Source organism: Qipengyuania flava (assembly GCF_011762005.1).
Taxonomy (GTDB): Bacteria; Pseudomonadota; Alphaproteobacteria; order Sphingomonadales; family Sphingomonadaceae; genus Qipengyuania; species Qipengyuania flava.
In genome coordinates, this window is the sequence record NZ_JAASQU010000002.1 from 30,059 (window position 1) to 47,301 (window position 17,243).

Consider the following 17,243-nt stretch of genomic DNA (forward strand, 5'->3'; position numbering starts at 1 on the left):
TGCGGCATGCCTGTCAAGCACGCATCATAACACAGTCGCGGCCTGCCGACGAGAAGAGGCGGTTTCGCGATGAAATCAGTCGAACTCGATATCCCGCTCGGTTGCCCATGCCTGCAGTTCCGCGCGCAGGCTGGGTGGCGGGGAGGCGAGCCAGCGGCCCATCTGTTCGCTCAACTCGCCCAAATCCACCTTGCGGATCACTTCCTTGATCGGTCCGACCGCCGCCGGAGTGATCGAAAGGCGGCGATAGCCGATGCCGAGCAGCGCCAGCGCCTCCAGCCGACGTCCGCCCATTTCACCGCACACGCCAAGCCGGACATTCTGCCCGACCAGCGATTGCGAGACGCGCGCGAGGTAACGCAGGATCGCAGGGCTCAGCCAGTCATAGCGTTCGGCCAGCTTGGGATTGGCGCGATCGGCGGCAAACAGGAACTGCGTGAGGTCGTTGGTCCCGACCGAGATGAACGAGAGTTTCGGTGCCAGCAGGTCGAGCATGTCGGCCAGCGCGGGCACTTCGAGCATGCAGCCGTATTCGATCGCCTCGGGCACCAGTTTGCGGCGTTCGCGCAGGAAGGAAAGCTGGTCCTCGAAGACCTTCTTGCCCGCGTCGAACTCCCATGGCTCGCTGACCATCGGAAACATCACCGACAGCGTGCGCCCCGCCGCCGCTTCCAGCAGGGCGCGCGCCTGAGCCTTGAGCAGGCCTTCGCGTTCGAGCGATAGCCGCAGGGCACGCCAGCCCATTGCCGGGTTCTCGTCGCGATCCTCGAGTGGGCTATCGAGATAGGGCACCGCCTTGTCACCACCGATATCGACGGTCCGGAACACCACCGGCTTGTCTCCGGCAGCGTCGAGCACGTCGCGATAGAGCCGCATCTGGCGGTCGCGTTGCGGCAGGGTGGAAGACACGAGGAACTGGAACTCGGTGCGAAACAGGCCGACGCCGTCGGCACCGCTCATCGCCAGCGCACTCATGTCGTCGCGCAGGCCGGCATTCATCATCACGGCGATGCGCGTGCCGTCGCGGGTGAACGGTTCGACATCGCGCATTTCGGCATAGGCAGCCTGTTTCTGACGCGTCTTGGCAAAGCGTGTCTCGAAGGCCTCGAGCACCTGCTGATTTGGTCGCAGGGTGACCATGCCGCGGTCGGCATCGAGAATGACTTCGTCGCCTTCCGCCACGCGTGTGCGAATACCTGTGACACGGCCCATGACAGGCACACCCATCGCGCGCGCGACGATCACCACATGCGCGGTGAGCGAGCCTTCCTCGAGCACCACGCCCTTCAGTCGCCGACGATCGTATTCGAGAAGTTCGGCCGGGCCGAGATTGCGCGCAAACAGGATCGTATCGCGCCGCAACCCTTGCGTCGCGGCGGTGCCCAGCTGGCCCGACACGATGCGCAGCAGGCGGTTCGACAAGTCTTCCAGATCGTGCATACGGTCCGCCAGCAGCGGATCGTCGATCTCGCGCATCCGCATACGGGTGCGCTGCTGGACGCGCTCGATCGCCGCTTCGGCGGTCAGCCCGCTGTCGATCGCCTCGTTGATGCGCCGGCTCCAGCCTTCGTCATAGGCGAACATCTTGTAGGTCTCGAGCACTTCCACATGCTCGCCGCCCTTGCCGAATTCGGGTTCGCGGCCCAGCGCATCGATCTGGTCGCGCATCTTGTCGAAGGCGCGATAGACGCGCTGGCGCTCGGCCTCGATATCCTCAGCCATCACCTGGTCGATCTCGATTCGCGGCTGGTGGAACACCGCGCGCCCAGCGGCGAGCCCTTTCACCAGCGCGAGTCCTTCGAGCACGTCGTTTTCGACATGTGCGATCTCGAGGTCGATCGCCTCTTCGTCGTCGACCAGTTCCTTGTGCGCGATCAGTTCGGACAGCACCATGGCGGTCGTCTGCAACGCTTCGATCTCGACTTCCTCATAGCGCCGCGGATCGACATGCTGGACGCACAGCACGCCCACCGCGCGTTCGCGGTAGACGATCGGCACGCCGGCGAAGGAATGGAACTTTTCTTCGCCTGTTTCGGGACGATAGGCGAAATCGGGATGCGCCTTGGCCTCGGCCAGATTGAGCGTTTCGATGTTCTCGGCGATCGTCCCGGTCAGGCCCTCGCCCACCGCCAGACGCGTCACGTGGACCGCTTCCGGATTGAGACCCTGCGTCGCGTATAGCTCGAGCGCGCCCTCGCGCAGCAGATAGATCGAGCAGACCTCGCTCGACAGGCTTTCGGCGATGATCTCGACCACCCGATCAAGCTTGTGCTGCGCATGGGTGCGACCTGCCATGATTTCATGCAGGCGGGTGAGAATCTGGCGGGCTGAGGCTGCGGCGGACATGGCCGAAGCCTATAGCAAATTCAGGGGGGTGCGGAAGCGGGGCGCATAGCCCCGCCCCCAAAAAGCCAGGATCAGCAGGAAGCGAGTTCTTCCTTGATCCGCAGTTTCTGCTTCTTGATCTGGCGAACCATCGCGATGTCGGGAGCCGGCCGAGTCTCTTCTTCGTGCAGGCGGGCTTCGAGACCGGCGTGCTTGGCTTTGAGAGCATCGATATGGGATGAATGCATCGGGCTGTCTCCTTGACGGTTGTGCGACCCAGGAGCGACTCGTGCGCTAGCGCGGCACGGGCCGCAGAAGCAGTATCAAACCACAGGATTGCCAATTTACAAAGCTCCGAGTTGCGGGCATGCGGCGAGACGGTTGCGACAGGCGATCGTCCGGGAAGGTCCATGAACGAACAGGAACTGCGCAAGCGGCTGGCCCTGCTCCGCAGCGAGCATCGCGACCTCGATGTCGCAATTGCTGCGCTGACCGAAGCGGGCGATCAGAACGGCTTCACCGACCAGTTGCAGATGGCCCGGCTGAAGAAGCGCAAGCTCGCGCTCAAGGACCGGATCGCGGCTATCGAAGACGTCCTGTTGCCCGATATCATCGCCTGATCGGGAGACGTGGTAAACACGCTGGCGGTCGCCCGGTGGGCGGTTTAGAAGACGTGCATGCCCACGCGCGACATCAATTCGGAAATCATCGAAGGCCTCTACACCGAAGCGCTGGTGCTGGCCGAGGATGCCCGGGCAGCCTTCGATCTGCGATTAACCGAAGGCGCGGTCCAGCCTGACGATCTGACGCGCGTCGCCTTGTCGATCGAGGGGCTGCGTACGACCACGCGGCTGATGCATGTGCTTGCCTGGCTGCTCAACCAGCGCGCCTATCTGGCAGGCGAACTGTCCGAATTGCAGCTCGAGCGTAGCGGTCCGCTGCCCGACGAGCGCGAGGCCGACGCCGACAATCTTGCGCGGCTCGAACCCACCACCCGGGCGCTGATCGAGGAAAGCGAGCGGCTGCACGCGCGCGTCGCCCGGCTCGATCGCGACTGGCGGTCGAACCGCACATCGGCGACACCCGTCGAAGCGTTGCATGGACGGATCGCGCAAGCCTTCGCGCGGTATTGATCAGGCAGCGGTGAGCGCGCGCGCATAGCGCGCCAGCCGCGCCTCACGGACTTCACCGTCCATCTGTGGTCCGAAGCAGCGGGCCCCGCCCCGCATCGCGTCCGCCGCTTCCTGCAGCGATGCGTGCATTCCGCATCCGACCGCTGCAAGGATCGCAGCGCCCAGGGCGGTGGTCTCGACGAAATCGGGCCGGTCGACCTCCAGCGCGAGAATGTCGGCCAGATCCTGCGCCATCCAGTCATTGACGCTCATTCCGCCGTCGATGTGCAGCCTGCACCATGGAGCGCCGTCGGCAGCAAAGGCATTGGCCAGGTCATGCGTCTGGTGCGCCATCGCCTCGAGCGCGGCGCGCGCAATCTGCGCCCGTCCGCTCGCAAAGCTGAGCCCCGAGATGACCCCGCGCGCATCGGGCTTCCAGTGCGGCGCTCCCAGCCCGGCCAGCGCAGGCACGATCACCACTTCACCGCTGTCCTCGATCGAGCGCGCCAGGTCCTCGGTTTCCGCGGCGCTGGCAATCAGCCCCAGCTGGTCGCGCAGATATTTGATCAGGCTCCCGGCGACGAAGCACGACCCTTCGATCGCATAGGTGCGCGCACCGTTTTCCTGATACAGCACCGTACCCAGCAGGCGGTTGTCCGAATGCGGAATATCCTGCCCCTTGTTGGTGAGCACGAAGGCGCCCGTACCGTAGGTCGCCTTGGTCTCGCCGAAGGCAAGACATCCCTGCCCGATCGTTGCCGATTGCTGGTCACCGGCCAGCCCGCAGATTGGAATCTCGCCGCCGAGCCATCGGGCATGGCACCGTGCCAGTTCGCCGTGTGTATCGACCACACGTGGGAGCGCCGCCTGCGGGACGCCGAACAATTCGCACAGATCGCCATCGAACTGCGCACCATCCAACGCCAGCAGCAAGGTGCGGCTGGCATTGCTGGCATCGGTGACATGGTCGCCGCCCGAGAGCTTGTAGACCAGCCAGCTCTCGACGGTGCCGAATGCGAGCCGGCCGGTCTGCGCGGCGCCGCGCACCGCCTCGTCATTGTCGAGCATCCAGCGCATCTTGGTGCCCGAGAAATAGGGATCGAGCAGCAGGCCGGTCCGCCGCTGGACCTCCGTCTCGTGGCCGTAATCCTTCATGCCCGCACAGAATTGGGCGGTTCGCCGGTCCTGCCACACAATCGCGCGCGCAAGCGGATCGCCGCTCTCGCGGTCCCATGCGACCACCGTCTCGCGCTGGTTGGTTATTCCGATCGCCGCGATCGCGCTCGCATCACCGCCAGTCACCTCGCGCGCGCAAGCCAGCGTCCGCTCCCAGATTTCGACCGGATCGTGTTCGACCCAGCCGGGACGCGGATAATGCTGGGTCAGTTCGGCCTGCGCGACCTCTTCCATCCTCCCGTCGCGGGCGAAGATCATGGCCCGCGTCGACGTGGTCCCGGCGTCCAGTACGAGAATGCGATCGGCCATGCTCTCTCCCATGCGAATGGCAGGTGGTGACATGGCGCAGGCGAACCCCCATATGCAAGGGCATGGCAGGACCTCCTCCCAAACCGTGGCCCACCGGGAAGGCCATCCAGCTCGAACCGCTCGTACGCCGGGTGCTGGCGCCCAACCCGTCGCCCTATACCTACACCGGGACGCAGAGTTATATCGTCGGCATCGGCGATGGCTGTGCGGTGATCGATCCCGGACCGGACGAGAAGGAGCACTTGCTCGCGCTCGATGCCGCGATCGGCGAAGAACATGTCTGCGCGATCATGTGCACGCATACGCACCGCGACCATTCACCCGCCGCCAAGACGCTGGCGGCGCGCACCGGTGCGCCGATCGTCGGCTGCGCCCCACTGGTGCTCGACGACAGCGGGCCGCGCGCCGATGCCTCGTTCGACCGCACCTACGAACCCGACAGGGTCATGGAAGATGGCGAACAGATGACCGGCCCCGGCTGGACGCTTACCGCGGTTGCCACACCCGGCCATGTGTCCAACCACCTGTGCTTCGCGCTCGAGGAAAGCGGCGCGCTGTTCACCGGCGATCATATAATGGGGTGGTCGACCAGCGTCGTGATCCCGCCCGATGGTGACATGGGCGACTATATGAAAAGCCTCGAGAAGCTCTACGCGCGCGAGGACCGGGTCTTCTACCCCGCACATGGCGAAGCGGTCGAAAAACCGCGCCAACTGGTGCGCGGCATGATCGGGCATCGCCGCCAGCGCGAAAACCAGATCGTCAGATTGCTGGGTGAAGGGCCGCATGAAGCCGGCGATTTCGTGCCCAAGATGTACAAGGGTCTCGACCCCAAGCTGCACAAGGCGGCGGAAATGTCGGTAACCGCGCACCTGATCGATCTGGAACAGCGCGGCCTCGTCGCTCGTTCGGGCGAGACATGGCAGACGATCTGAAACCCGCCGAGCAGACTCTCGCCCCCGAACTGCGCGAGCAACGCCCGCTCGCACGCGTCCAGGCGGTGCCATGGCTGATCGTCATCCTGCTCCTTGCTGCAGTCGCCTGGCTTGGCTGGCGGGCCTTCTTCTATCAGGAGGAAGGCGACCCCGTGGGCAGCGCGATGCTGGCGTTCGAGAAGCAGAATTCGCTGACAGTCTTCTCCAGCCGCTTCGAGGTCGTTGCCGAAAGTGTCGACCGGCGCGGCGTCTTGAAATTCGACCTGCTCGAAAGCCGGCAGGCGGCGATCATTCCCGCAACGGTCGAATACCGGCTCGACCTCTCGAACATGGACCGCGACCGGTTCGCTTGGGACGCGGACAGCGAAACCCTTTCGGTGGTGCTGCCGCCGCTGCGCATCTCGCGGCCCAATCTCGACGAAGGCGCACAGAAGACCTTCACCGAGGGAACCTATGTCAGCCGCGATGCGAGCGCCGATCTGGCGCGCAACAATTCGCAGCAGGCGGAGCGCAAGGCCGCCGCTTTCGCCAAGAACCCCGAAGTCCTGGCGCTCGCCCGGCAGGCCGCAAAGGACGCAGTGCGGCAGAACCTCGCTATTCCGCTACAGGTCGCGGGCTATGGCGAAGTGACGGTCGAAGTGCGCTTCGACGGTGAAACACCGCCCCGAAATTGACGCTCCGTCACCCGCTCGGTAACCTCCTCCAAAAATAATCCGGTCGCGGTTTTGGAGGAGACCCGGGATCATGGCGACCATTCAACCTCAGCATATAGCAATTCCGCGCGAACAGACGCGCTTCTTCCTTGTCATGGCCATGGCCATGGCGCTGGTGATCGTAAGCGGCTTCACGCTCCAGCTGGCGATGGGCCGTTCGAGTTTCGCGGTGCCCGCCTCCTATCACCTGCATGCCGTGGTCTTCATGGGCTGGATCGGCATCTACTTGGCTCAGCATGTCACCGCTGCGCGCGGCCAATGGCGCTTGCACGCCGGGTTCGGCCGGATCGCCTATCTCTGGATTGCGCTGATGCTCGCTTTTGGCAGTGTGCTGATGGTCGTGGTCGCGCGCCGTACGGGTGGGCCATTCTTCTTTCATGTCAGCGAGTTCCTGTGGAGCAACATGATGCTGCTGTGGTGCTTCGGCGGGCTCGCTTTCTGGGCCTTGCGCCGCCAGCGCCATACCGGATGGCACCGGCGGTTGATGCTGTGCGCGATGGCGATCCTCACTGGACCGGGGCTGGGCCGGATCCTGCCCCTGCCATTGATGATCCCGAATGCTTGGACGATCACCACGCTGGTGACGATGGTGTTTCCCCTGATCGGCATGGTCGCCGACAAGCGTGCCACGGGGCGCGTGCATCCGGCCTATGCTTGGGGCCTCGGCATTTACGCCGCCGTGTTCGTGCTTTCGCTGCTGCTTGCCTATTCGGAACCGGGCATGGCGATCACTCGCGCCGTCATTGCGGGGACGCCCGGCGAACTGCGACCGATGGAGGCGTTTCTGCCGCCCGGCTTCGCAATGTAGGAACGCCCTCGCCTTCCGGGCCGTTCGGTCTATAAGCGCCCCAAACGCAGCAGACGGGACCCCAAATGACCGCACAGACCGACCTGCCCACCGGCCAGGACCTGCTCGCCGAGATCGATCGCCTCCGCAAGGAGAAGAACGCGATCATTCTCGCGCATTACTACCAGACCGCCGATATTCAGGACCTCGCCGATTTCGTCGGCGACAGTCTGGAGCTGAGCAAGAAGGCCGCCCAGACCGATGCAGATGTCATCGCCTTTTGCGGCGTGAAGTTCATGGCCGATACGGCCAAGATCCTGAGCCCGGAAAAGATCGTGGTGCTGCCCGACATGGACGCGGGCTGCAGCCTCGAAGACAGCTGCCCGCCGGATAAGTTCAGGGCCTTTCGCGAAGCGCATCCCGATCATATCGCGCTGACCTACATCAATTGCTCGACCGAGGTGAAGGCGCTGAGCGACGTGATCGTCACGAGCTCCAGCGCGGAAACGATCATCAGCCAGATCCCCGAAGACCAGAAGATCATCTTCGGACCCGACCGGCATCTGGGCGGCTATATGAGCCGCAAGTTCAACCGCGAGATGCTGCTGTGGCCGGGCGTGTGCATCGTCCACGAGGCCTTCAGCGAAACCGAGCTGCTGAAGCTCAAGGCGCAGTATCCCGGCGCGCCGGTTGCCGCACACCCCGAATGTCCGCCGACCATTGTCGACCATGCCGATTATGTCGGTTCGACCAGCGGCATATTGCAGTTCGCGGAGACCTTCGAGGGCGAAACGCTGATCGTCGCGACCGAGCCGCACATCATGCACCAGATGGAAAAGGCGCTCCCCAACAAGACCTTCATCGGCGCGCCGGGCGCGGACGGCAATTGCAGCTGCAACATCTGCCCGTACATGGCGCTGAACACGATGGAAAAGCTCTACACCTGCCTGCGCGATCTCGAACCGCGGATCGAGATCGAGGAAGGCCTGCGCCTCAAGGCCAAGCAAAGCCTCGACCGCATGCTCGAAATGGCCAGCGGCACGATCGGCAAGGGCGATCTGGGCCGCGTCTAGGATACGATTTCAGGGAGAGAAAAGAATGGTCGCACGTCTGGCGCTGGCCGCCGCGCTTGTTTTTACCACCGCCCCGATTGCCGCGCAGGATAATGATGCGGACGATCCCTATATCTGGCTGGAGGAAATCCAGGGCGAACGCGCGCTGGCCAAGGTCGACCAGTGGAACGCCGATACCGAAGCGGTGCTGACCGCGCAGGCGGAATATCCGCTGGCCAAGGCCTGGGCCAGGCAGATCCTCGACGACACGCGGCAGATCGCCATGCCCGATGCGATCCAGGGCGACATGGTCACGAACTTGTGGCGCGACGCGGACAATCCGCGCGGGCTGTGGCGCACCGCGACGCTGGAGAGCTATCTGGCGGGTGCCCCCGACTGGCGCACACTCATCGACGTCGACCAGCTCGGCGAGGACGAGGGCCAGAGCTGGGTGTGGCACGGCGCCAATTGCCTCGCGCCCGAATACACTCGCTGCCTCGTTTCGTTCAGCCCGGGCGGCACCGATGCCGATGTGGTCCGCGAATTCGATGTCGCGACCGGCAGCTTCGTCGACGGCGGGTTCACGCTTCCCGAAGCCAAGTCGAACGTCGCCTGGTTCGATGAGAACACGCTGTTCGTCGGCACTGACGAGGGCCCCGGATCGCTGACCGATTCGGGCTATCCGCGCCTCGTCAAGCTGTGGGAGCGCGGAACCGATTTCGCGCAGGCCCGGCTGATTGCCGAAGGGCAGCAGACCGATATCAGCATGAACGGTTTCTCGGTGCTCGACGGCGAGACCCGCTACCGCTTCGTGCGCCGCGGCCCCGATTTCTGGACCGGAGAATATTCGCTAGTGGCGGAGGATGGCGCGACCACCGCGCTCCCGCTGCCTGTCGATGCCGAATTCGAGGCGGTGCTGGACGGATATGTGATCGCCAAGCTCAATTCCGCGCTGGTCACGCCTGCGGGGACCGAACAGCCGGGCGCCCTGCTCGCCTGGTCGCTCGACGACGTGCAGCGCGGCCGCGATGCCGCGCCCTTCGCGGTCTTCCGGCCCAGTGAAACGCAGGCGATCGAACAGGTCGCCGCTTCAGAAAACAAGCTGTGGGTCAAGGTGCTCGACGATGTCTCGGGCAAGCTGATCGAGCTGACACCGGACGCCACCGGCTGGACCGAACGCGCGATGGACCTGCCTGCCAACAGCACGATCCAAATCGTTGAGACCAGCGGAGCGGGCGACACCGCTTTCGTCACGGTCGAGAGCATGCTGACCCCGCCGACGCTTTACGCCGTGCCGAGCGAGGGCGCGCCGCGGGCGATCGCCAGCGAACCCGCCCAGTTCGACGCGAGCAAGTTCACCGTCGAGCAGAAATTCGCCACCTCGAAGGATGGCACCAAGGTCCCCTATTACCTCGTCCGCCCCGAGGGCGCCGAGGGACCTCTGCCCACGCTGATCCACGCCTATGGCGGATTCCGTGCCGCACAAACGCCCAAATATCTCACCGCCGAACCCTATCGCAGCGGCCCGCTGGGACTGTTCTGGGTCGAAAGTGGCAATGCCTATGTCCTCGCGAACATTCGCGGCGGCGGCGAATACGGGCCGCGCTGGCACGAGGACGCGCTGCGCGAAAAACGCCAGAACAGCTTCGACGATTTCCATGCGGTGGCCGACGACCTCGTCGCCAACCGCCTGGCTGATCCGGGCCGTATCGCCGCCTCGGGCCGCTCGAACGGTGGCGTACTCGTAGGAGCGGTCGCGAACCAGCGTCCCGACCTCTACGGCGCGATCATTTCGGGTAGCCCGCTGATCGACATGAAGCGCTACAACAAGCTGCTCGCGGGCGCATCGTGGATGGCCGAATATGGCAATCCCGACGCACCGGCCGACTGGGCCTTCATGCGCGAATGGTCGCCCTACCAGAACATGCGCGACAGCGCCGACGTGCCCGCCGCATTCTACTATCTCTCGACGCTCGATGACCGTGTGCATCCCGGCCATGCGCGCAAGGCCGCTGCCAAGCACGAAGCCTGGGGGCAGACCTTCTATTATCACGAGTATCGCGAAGGTGGCCATTCGGTCGGCTCGGACCATGAAGAGGACGCCAAGCGCGCCGCGCTGCTGCTGGCCTATCTGAACCGCGAAATCGGCGACGGGGCGGACTAAGGCACCCTTGGCGCGCTGAAGCGTTGATATCCCCGACCGCAACGACAGGGGAAATGCTTTGGCGGCCAAGGGCCCGCTTCGCGGGATCAAGCAATATGCGCTTCACCAGCTGGTGGCCAATTACTGGTCGCTGCCGCTGATCGCGGTTTTCGGCGCGCCGCTGATCGGCGCGCTGGTCCTGTGGGCGGACCGGCAATTCGCCGCACAGTGGCTGTTCGAGCGGGGGGTTACCCTGCTTGTCGCTGGAGACACGGCGCAAGACCTGGCGATCGCCATCGTCGGGGTAAACGCCGCACTGCTGACGCTATACTGGTCGGTCACGCTGATCGTGCTCACGCTTGCCACGGGCAATCTCGGCGTGCGCCTTGTCGATCGCTGGCTCGACAAAGTCCTGACCCGCGTGTCGGTTGCGGGGCTCACATTCTGCCTCGTGTTCTCGATCGCGGTGCTGACCCGTATCGACCCCGAATCGAGCCTGTCGGAGCTGCCGCATTTCGCACTGGCTGTTCTATTCGCGCTCGAGCTGGTGAACATAGCGATGCTGGGCGTGGCCATCCACGACCTGGGGCGGACGATGTTCGTCGACCGATCGATCGCGCATCTCGGCACCGAAGCGTCGAGCATCGCCGTGCCGATAGTACCCGCCGAACCCTTCACCGGGAAATGGAGCTTCACACTCAACGCTCCGCGCGAAGGCTATGTCGAGGGGATCGATCTCGCCCGGCTCTGCAAGCGGCTCGGCAGCGAAGGGCATATCCGGTTATGCGCCGCGCCCGGGCAACATGTACTCATGGGAGAGCCGCTGGTCCGTTTCGAGCATGAGCCCGAAACCACGAAACCGGTCCTGCGCGCGATCGCCATCGGCGATTACCGTTCGAGCGTGCAATCAACCGTCTACCAGGTGCGCCTGCTGGTCGAAGTGGCCGCGCGCGCGCTGTCGCCCGGCATCAACGACTTCTACACCGCACTCGCCTGTGCCGACCAGCTGGCCGCAGCAATGGCGGGACACGCACGGACATGGGTCGATGACGGATTGGTACCAGCTTATGATCACGCGCCGCGCTTCGAGCTTCCGGGGCAGGATTTCCGCGGGCTGTTCGAGAAGCCGCTGAAAGGCTTCCGCCAGGCGGCGGCGGATTACCCTTCGGTGTCGATCCGCATGATCGAGAATTACTGTCGCCTGTGTGCCTTGCTCGAAGCGCGCAACTGTCCCGAGGGGATGCTCGCCTTCCTGCGCCAGTGCGCCAGGGACCTGCGCGACCAGGCGATGGCCTGCGCGCAATTCGAGAGCGACCGCGCCGATATCGCACAGGCCTTCGACCGCATGCGAGCCGAGGAAGGGAACGGCGCATGATTGCGCGATTGCGTAAGATCTGGCGCGACATCAATGCCAGCTACTGGTTTCTGCCGGCGCTGTTCGCATTGGGAGCAGTCGGACTTTCGCTGATAACCCTGTGGCTCGATCGCAGCGGCTGGTCGGACTTCCTGAGCGATGTCAGCTGGCTGCAACCCGCACGCCCCGACGGGGCCAGCAATATCCTGACGGTCATTGCCGGGTCGATGATCGGCGTCGCTTCCACCGTCTTCTCGATCACCATTGCCGCTGTGGCCTATGCCAGCGGCAATTACGGTCCGCGGCTTCTGACCAATTTCATGGAAGATCGCGGCAACCAGTACAGCCTCGCAACCTTCATCGGCACTTTCGTCTTTGCCATCACCGTACTGCGCACCGTGCGCGCGGAGGACGAAGCGCCTTCCAATATTGAAGACGCCGCCGCGACCGCCCTCCCCGGTTTTGTGCCTCAATTGTCACTGCTGGTTGCTTTTGGGCTGATGGCGCTGTCCGTTGCGGTGCTGGTCTATTTCCTGAACCACATCCCCGCGTCGATCCGGATCAACACCGTGCTGAAGGATATCGGCGCGAGATTGCTCGCCGATATCGCCGGACGCTATCCCGAACCGAACGGTGGGGAACAGCCGGGCACCGTGCCGGATGGCGAGCCGGTCACCGCAGATGACACCGGCTACGTACAGGCGATCTCCTTCGGCAGGCTTGAACGCATCGCGCGCGATTCCGACGGCAAGCTCAAGCTCGCCGTGCGGACCGGCGATTTCGTCCACCCCAATGTCACCATCGCCTATTGGGCCGGTATGGACCGAGTGGCCGACTGCCCGTCCGACGAAGTCCGCGAATGCTTTACGCTGGGCAGTATGCGCACGCCCAGCCAGGACATGCAGTTCCTGATCGACGAATTGGTCGAGATCGGTTTGCGCGCGCTGTCGCCCGGCATCAACGACCCCTTCACCGCGGTTACGGCGGTCCACTGGCTGGGTGCCGCGACCGCCGAGCTTGCGCACCGCAATCTGACTCGCAGCTTCGCCAGCAATGGCGACGAGCCGCGCGTCGTCCTGCTCGAGGACGATTTCGAGCACTTCGTCGGTCGCGGCTTCGGCGCCATGCGGGGCGGGCTCGCCAGCAATCGGATCGCCGCACTGGTGGCATTCGATGCCATCGTCGATGCGGCGTCTATGCTCGACGACGAAGCGCGGCGCGCCATCCTGATCCGCGAAGGCGATTTGCTGGTCACGCAAGCGCGCGAGCATCTGGTCGGGCCCGAGCTCCACCTGGTCGAAGCACGCTACCAGCGATTCCTGCAGAAAATGGAGCGTTAGCGAAGGCGCGGCTTGCGGCGGGTGCGCGCCATCACCAGCGCCGTCCCGACCAGAACCATGCCCAGCACGTCGAGCGGGACGAGCGCCTCACCGAAAGCGAGCCAGCCGACCAGCGCCGCGAGCGCGGGCTGGGTCAGCAGCGCCATTCCGATGATCAATGGCGGGAAATGGCCCAGCGAAAAGACCAGCAGTCCCTGCCCGACGATCTGGCTCGACAGCGCCAGCGCGACCACCGGCGTCCAGCCTGCCTCACCGGGCCACACCGGTTCGCCTGCGGCAAGGGCGATCGTCAGCAGTAGCGGCGCAGCGGCGATGCTGACGAGCAGCAGCACGGTCCATTGCCCGAGCCCCCCACGCGCGTGCTGCGCGGGCAGCAGATAGAAGGCATAGAACACGCCCGCCAGCAGGCAGAACAGGTCGCCGACAAAGGTCGCGGACGAAATCTCGAGACTGCGGCCAAGCAGGATGGCAGCCCCCGTCAGCGCGGCAGCGACGCCCACCATTTCCTGACCAGAAGGCGCACGGCGGGCGGCTATGAGACCCCAGACCATGAGGATTATACTGCCCGAATTGCCGAATAGTGTCGCATTCGCCAGCCGGGTCTGTTCGATGCCGACATGCCAGCTTGCCAGATCGAGCGCGAAGAACGCCCCTGCGGCGAGGCACATCAGCGCCAGCTTGCGGTCGATCGGCCCAGGCGTCCTTGTCCGCCATGCCAGCAGACCCAGCAGCGGTATCGGCATCAGCAGGCGCCAGAACCCGACGGAAACCGGCCCCGTATCGGACAGGCGCACCAGCCAGGGTCCAAGCGCCAGCGCGATATTGCCAGCGACCAAGGCGGCAAAGTGCCATGCACTTGCCTGATAGCCATTCTTGTCTTGCGGGGTCATTGCGCTGGCCATGGGCCGCCCCTAGCTTTTTGCTCAATTCGCGCCAGCAAAAAGGATTTGCCCGCATGCATGACACCCTGTTCCAGCCGCTCAAACTGGGCGCAATCGAAGCCAAGAACCGCATTCTCATGGCGCCGCTCACCCGTGGCCGTTCGACGCAGCCGGGATCGATCCCCAACGAGATGATGGCAACCTATTACCGTCAGCGCGCCGGGGCCGGACTGATCATCAGCGAAGCCACCGGGATCAGCGTCGAAGGACTCGGCTGGCCCGCAGCGCCGGGTATCTGGAGCGACGAACAGGTCGAGGGCTGGAAGCAGGTCACGAAGGCTGTCCACGAGGAAGGCGGGCTTATCGTCCTGCAGATGTGGCACATGGGCCGCATCGTCCATCCCGATTTCCTCGGCGGGAAACCGCCGGTTTCGGCAAGCGCGACCACCGCGCCCGGCCATGCGCACACTTTCGAGGGACGCAAGGACCACCAGCAGGCACGCGCCGCTACCAAGGAAGACATTGCACGGATCGTCGAGGATTACCGTAAGGCAGCTGAGAATGCGAAGCGTGCGGGGTTCGACGGGGTCCAATTGCACGCGGCAAATGGCTATCTGATCGACCAGTTCCTGCGCGACAGTACCAACCTGCGCGAAGACGAATATGGCGGCAGCGCCGAGAATCGCACGCGATTCCTGCGCGAAGTGCTGACCGCGATCATCGACGTATGGGGCAAGGACCGGGTCGGCGTCCGCCTGTCGCCCAATGGCGAGACACAGGGCTGCGACGACAGCGATCCGGCCGCCACCTTCGGCGCCGCCGCCAGGGTCGTCGAGGAACTTGGCGCAGCTTTCCTCGAATTGCGCGAGCCGGGTCCCGAGGGCACTTTCGGCAGCACCGATGTTCCCAAGCAGAGCCCCCTGATCCGGCAGATCTACACCGGCCCCTTGGTGCTCAACAGCGATTACACTGCCGACGAAGCAGTGGCGGACATCGAGGCCGGACGGGCCGATGCGGTCAGTTGGGGGCGAGATTTCATTTCCAACCCGGACCTTCCCACACGCCTGCGGACCGGGGCCCCGATCGCTCCCAATGTCAATGTGCCGCACAGCTGGTATGGTAAGGGTCCTGCCGGATACATCGATTACCCTACGCTAACCGAGCAGGAGCATATTGCCGCCGGATAATCGCCTGCGGCGATAGTCTGGAGGTTGGATGCGATCGTGGATCCTGATCCCGGCGGAAAATGACAAGGCGATCGGCGCTGCCGCGGGAACGGGCGCCGACGCGGTCGTCATCGACCTCGCCCGTCCCTTGCCGCCGGGCCTGAAGGCCGCCGCCCGGGTCGCCTGCATGGAATGGCTGCGGGCGTATCGCGATCAACGCCAGTCCGAGCACAAGTTCGCGCGCTGGGCACGCATCCCGGCGCTCGACACTGCCACCTGGCGCGAGGATCTCGCGACGGCGATGGCGGGTTCACCGCATGGCATCGTGCTGTCGCAATGCCACGGGCCGGAGGATCTTCGCCAGCTCGCCGCAGCGCTCGATGCGATCGAGGATGAGAACGGGCTGGCGGCCGGTGTTACCCGGATCGTGCCGCAGCTCGGTTCGACCCCCGCATCCGCGCTGGCCTTGCCTCGCTTCGCTGACGATCTCCACCCGCGCGTCGCGGCGCTGACTTGGGATGCGGTCGGACTGGCGCATGCCATCGGCGCGCGCCGCCTGCGCGGCCCGGGAGGGCGCTGGAGCGATCCTCTCGCCCATGTGCGTGCGCAGGTCCTGCTGATCGCGCATGCGCGCGGGATCGACGCGATCGAACATCCGGTCCGCCAAGCCAACGATGCCGACGCCGGATTGCGCATCGCCGAAGCGGCCCGTGCCGACGGCTTTAGCGGCATGGTAGCGGTCCATCCGGCGCAAGTGGCATGGATCAACCACGCCTTTGCGCCGCTCGAGCGCGAGATGGCCGAAGCCCAGAACATCGCCGCCGCATTCGCCGAACACCCAGAGGCAAAATTTCTCACCATCGGCGACCGTCGGGTCGAGCGGATCGAATTGCAGCGCGTCCTGCGCATGCTCGGCGAAAACTAGGGCTCCATTACCGGAACATCGGTTTGCGGCTCGGCCGCATCAGCTCCCTCCGTTTGGGGTTCGGCGGCGGGTTCTTCCTCGGGCTCGGCAGTCGTATCGACAGTCTGCGCAGTATCGCTTCGCGGTGCCGGGCGCACCGCAGGCGATTGCGAGCGGAGCCGGTCGATCGGGATCATGGCGTCGCTGATTGTACCGCCCACGACTTCGCCCTGCGCATCGCGCCCTTCCTCGACCGGGGTTTCTTCGGAGGGCGTTTCGCCGCCGCATGCGGCAAGTAGCGCGGCTCCCGGCAGGAGGATCGCTAGTGGGCGGAATATCATGGCAGCGCGCAGGCCTTTCCTTCGAGTGCCTCGAGAAAATCGCCGAAGCGCGCCTGCATTGCCTCATCGAAGGCCGCAGGTGCAAGATCGATTCCCAACCGGGCAAGGCTGGTCACGCCGAAGTCGTCGATGCCGCAAGGCACGATGCCTGCAAAATGGCCCAGATCGGGATCGAGGTTGACCGAGAACCCGTGCATCGTCACCCAGCGCCGGACACGCACGCCGATCGCCCCGATCTTGGCCTCGCGCCCGTCGATATCGCGCGTCCAGATGCCGATCCGGCCTTCGCTGCGCCAGCTTTCGACACCGAGATCCGCCAGCGTCGCGATGACCCAGCCTTCGACCGCATGGACGAAACAGCGAACGTCCCGGCCGCGCTGCTTGAGGTCGAGCATGATGTAACCCACGCGCTGCCCCGGCCCGTGGTAGGTATAGCGACCGCCGCGCCCCGCTTCGACGACTTCGAACCGCGGGTCGAGCAATTCGGCGCCATCCGCGCTGGTCCCCGCAGTATAGACCGGCGGGTGTTCGAGCATCCAGACCATCTCGCGCGCTTCACCCTCGCAAATCGCGCGGTTACGCTCGGTCATGCGTTCAAGCGCGTCGCGATAGCCGATCTGGCCTGGCTCGACGCGCCATTCGACGGTTTCGGTTGAAGGCGTGGACATGCGCGATTGCGTGGCGACTGGCGAAGCGCTTATCAAG

The 17,243-nt window shown here is 64.7% G+C and carries 17 protein-coding genes; 11 read left to right on the forward strand and 6 right to left on the reverse strand.

Annotated elements, in window-relative coordinates:
* Positions 1-75: 75 nt before the first annotated feature.
* Positions 76-2,346 (reverse strand): phosphoenolpyruvate--protein phosphotransferase, encoded by a 2,271-nt coding sequence (ptsP, locus tag FHS69_RS06885; protein ID WP_067462531.1) that lies wholly within the window; start codon positions 2,344-2,346, stop codon positions 76-78.
* A gap of 71 nt (positions 2,347-2,417) precedes the next feature.
* Positions 2,418-2,573 carry a YdcH family protein gene (locus FHS69_RS06890; protein WP_082834702.1) on the reverse strand — a complete coding sequence of 52 codons (156 nt, stop codon included), beginning with the start codon at positions 2,571-2,573 and terminating at the stop codon, positions 2,418-2,420.
* A gap of 162 nt (positions 2,574-2,735) precedes the next feature.
* On the opposite strand from FHS69_RS06890, the gene FHS69_RS06895 reads away from it, so the two are divergent.
* Both FHS69_RS06895 and FHS69_RS06900 read left to right on the forward strand, forming a co-directional pair.
* The gene (locus FHS69_RS06895) at positions 2,736-2,945 is read left to right on the forward strand and encodes a YdcH family protein (protein ID WP_067462527.1); all 210 of its coding nucleotides are present in this window, start codon (positions 2,736-2,738) and stop codon (positions 2,943-2,945) included.
* A gap of 57 nt (positions 2,946-3,002) precedes the next feature.
* The gene (locus FHS69_RS06900; protein ID WP_067462524.1) at positions 3,003-3,458 is read left to right on the forward strand and encodes a DUF1465 family protein; all 456 of its coding nucleotides are present in this window, start codon (positions 3,003-3,005) and stop codon (positions 3,456-3,458) included.
* Here the strand turns inward: FHS69_RS06900 and FHS69_RS06905 are convergent, their stop codons facing one another.
* On the reverse strand, positions 3,459-4,922 hold the full coding sequence (locus FHS69_RS06905) for a glycerol kinase (protein ID WP_166777111.1): 1,464 nt from the start codon (positions 4,920-4,922) through the stop codon (positions 3,459-3,461). It abuts the gene before it with no gap.
* A gap of 62 nt (positions 4,923-4,984) precedes the next feature.
* Here FHS69_RS06905 and FHS69_RS06910 point away from each other — a divergent pair, with 62 nt between their 5' ends.
* From FHS69_RS06910 to FHS69_RS06940, 7 genes are all read left to right on the forward strand, one after another.
* Positions 4,985-5,857, forward strand: coding sequence for an MBL fold metallo-hydrolase (locus FHS69_RS06910; protein ID WP_166777112.1), 873 nt, complete (start codon positions 4,985-4,987; stop codon positions 5,855-5,857).
* Complete coding sequence (locus tag FHS69_RS06915) at positions 5,842-6,531, forward strand: DUF4230 domain-containing protein (RefSeq protein WP_166777113.1); 690 nt, start codon at positions 5,842-5,844, stop codon at positions 6,529-6,531. Before FHS69_RS06910 ends, FHS69_RS06915 begins: the two co-directional genes overlap by 16 nt.
* Positions 6,532-6,601: 70 nt before the next feature.
* Positions 6,602-7,378: a hypothetical protein gene (locus FHS69_RS06920; RefSeq protein WP_166777114.1), complete on the forward strand. Its 777-nt coding sequence runs from the start codon at positions 6,602-6,604 to the stop codon at positions 7,376-7,378.
* Positions 7,379-7,443: 65 nt separating this feature from the next.
* Complete coding sequence (gene nadA / locus FHS69_RS06925; RefSeq protein ID WP_166777115.1) at positions 7,444-8,430, forward strand: quinolinate synthase NadA; 987 nt, start codon at positions 7,444-7,446, stop codon at positions 8,428-8,430.
* A 25-nt stretch (positions 8,431-8,455) separates the two neighbouring features.
* Complete coding sequence (locus FHS69_RS06930) at positions 8,456-10,573, forward strand: prolyl oligopeptidase family serine peptidase (protein WP_166777116.1); 2,118 nt, start codon at positions 8,456-8,458, stop codon at positions 10,571-10,573.
* Positions 10,574-10,631: 58 nt separating this feature from the next.
* On the forward strand, positions 10,632-11,927 hold the full coding sequence (locus FHS69_RS06935) for a DUF2254 family protein (RefSeq protein ID WP_166777117.1): 1,296 nt from the start codon (positions 10,632-10,634) through the stop codon (positions 11,925-11,927).
* Positions 11,924-13,246: a DUF2254 domain-containing protein gene (locus tag FHS69_RS06940; protein WP_166777118.1), complete on the forward strand. Its 1,323-nt coding sequence runs from the start codon at positions 11,924-11,926 to the stop codon at positions 13,244-13,246. Before FHS69_RS06935 ends, FHS69_RS06940 begins: the two co-directional genes overlap by 4 nt.
* On the opposite strand, the gene FHS69_RS06945 is transcribed toward FHS69_RS06940, so the two are convergent.
* Entirely contained in the window at positions 13,243-14,136 is an 894-nt protein-coding gene (locus tag FHS69_RS06945; RefSeq protein ID WP_243844587.1) for a DMT family transporter, read from the reverse strand. The genes FHS69_RS06940 and FHS69_RS06945 overlap by 4 nt on opposite strands.
* A 65-nt stretch (positions 14,137-14,201) precedes the next feature.
* Between FHS69_RS06945 and FHS69_RS06950 the strand changes: the two genes are divergently transcribed.
* Both FHS69_RS06950 and FHS69_RS06955 read left to right on the forward strand, forming a co-directional pair.
* Entirely contained in the window at positions 14,202-15,314 is a 1,113-nt protein-coding gene (locus FHS69_RS06950) for an alkene reductase (protein WP_166777120.1), read from the forward strand.
* A gap of 28 nt (positions 15,315-15,342) precedes the next feature.
* Positions 15,343-16,218 (forward strand): HpcH/HpaI aldolase/citrate lyase family protein, encoded by an 876-nt coding sequence (locus FHS69_RS06955; protein WP_166777121.1) that lies wholly within the window; start codon positions 15,343-15,345, stop codon positions 16,216-16,218.
* Here FHS69_RS06955 and FHS69_RS06960 read toward each other — a convergent pair.
* On the reverse strand, positions 16,215-16,538 hold the full coding sequence (locus FHS69_RS06960) for a hypothetical protein (RefSeq protein ID WP_166777122.1): 324 nt from the start codon (positions 16,536-16,538) through the stop codon (positions 16,215-16,217). The genes FHS69_RS06955 and FHS69_RS06960 overlap by 4 nt on opposite strands.
* Positions 16,535-17,206: a lipoyl(octanoyl) transferase LipB gene (gene lipB, locus FHS69_RS06965; protein ID WP_166777123.1), complete on the reverse strand. Its 672-nt coding sequence runs from the start codon at positions 17,204-17,206 to the stop codon at positions 16,535-16,537. The genes FHS69_RS06960 and lipB overlap by 4 nt, the downstream gene beginning before the upstream one ends.
* Positions 17,207-17,243: the final 37 nt, after the last annotated feature.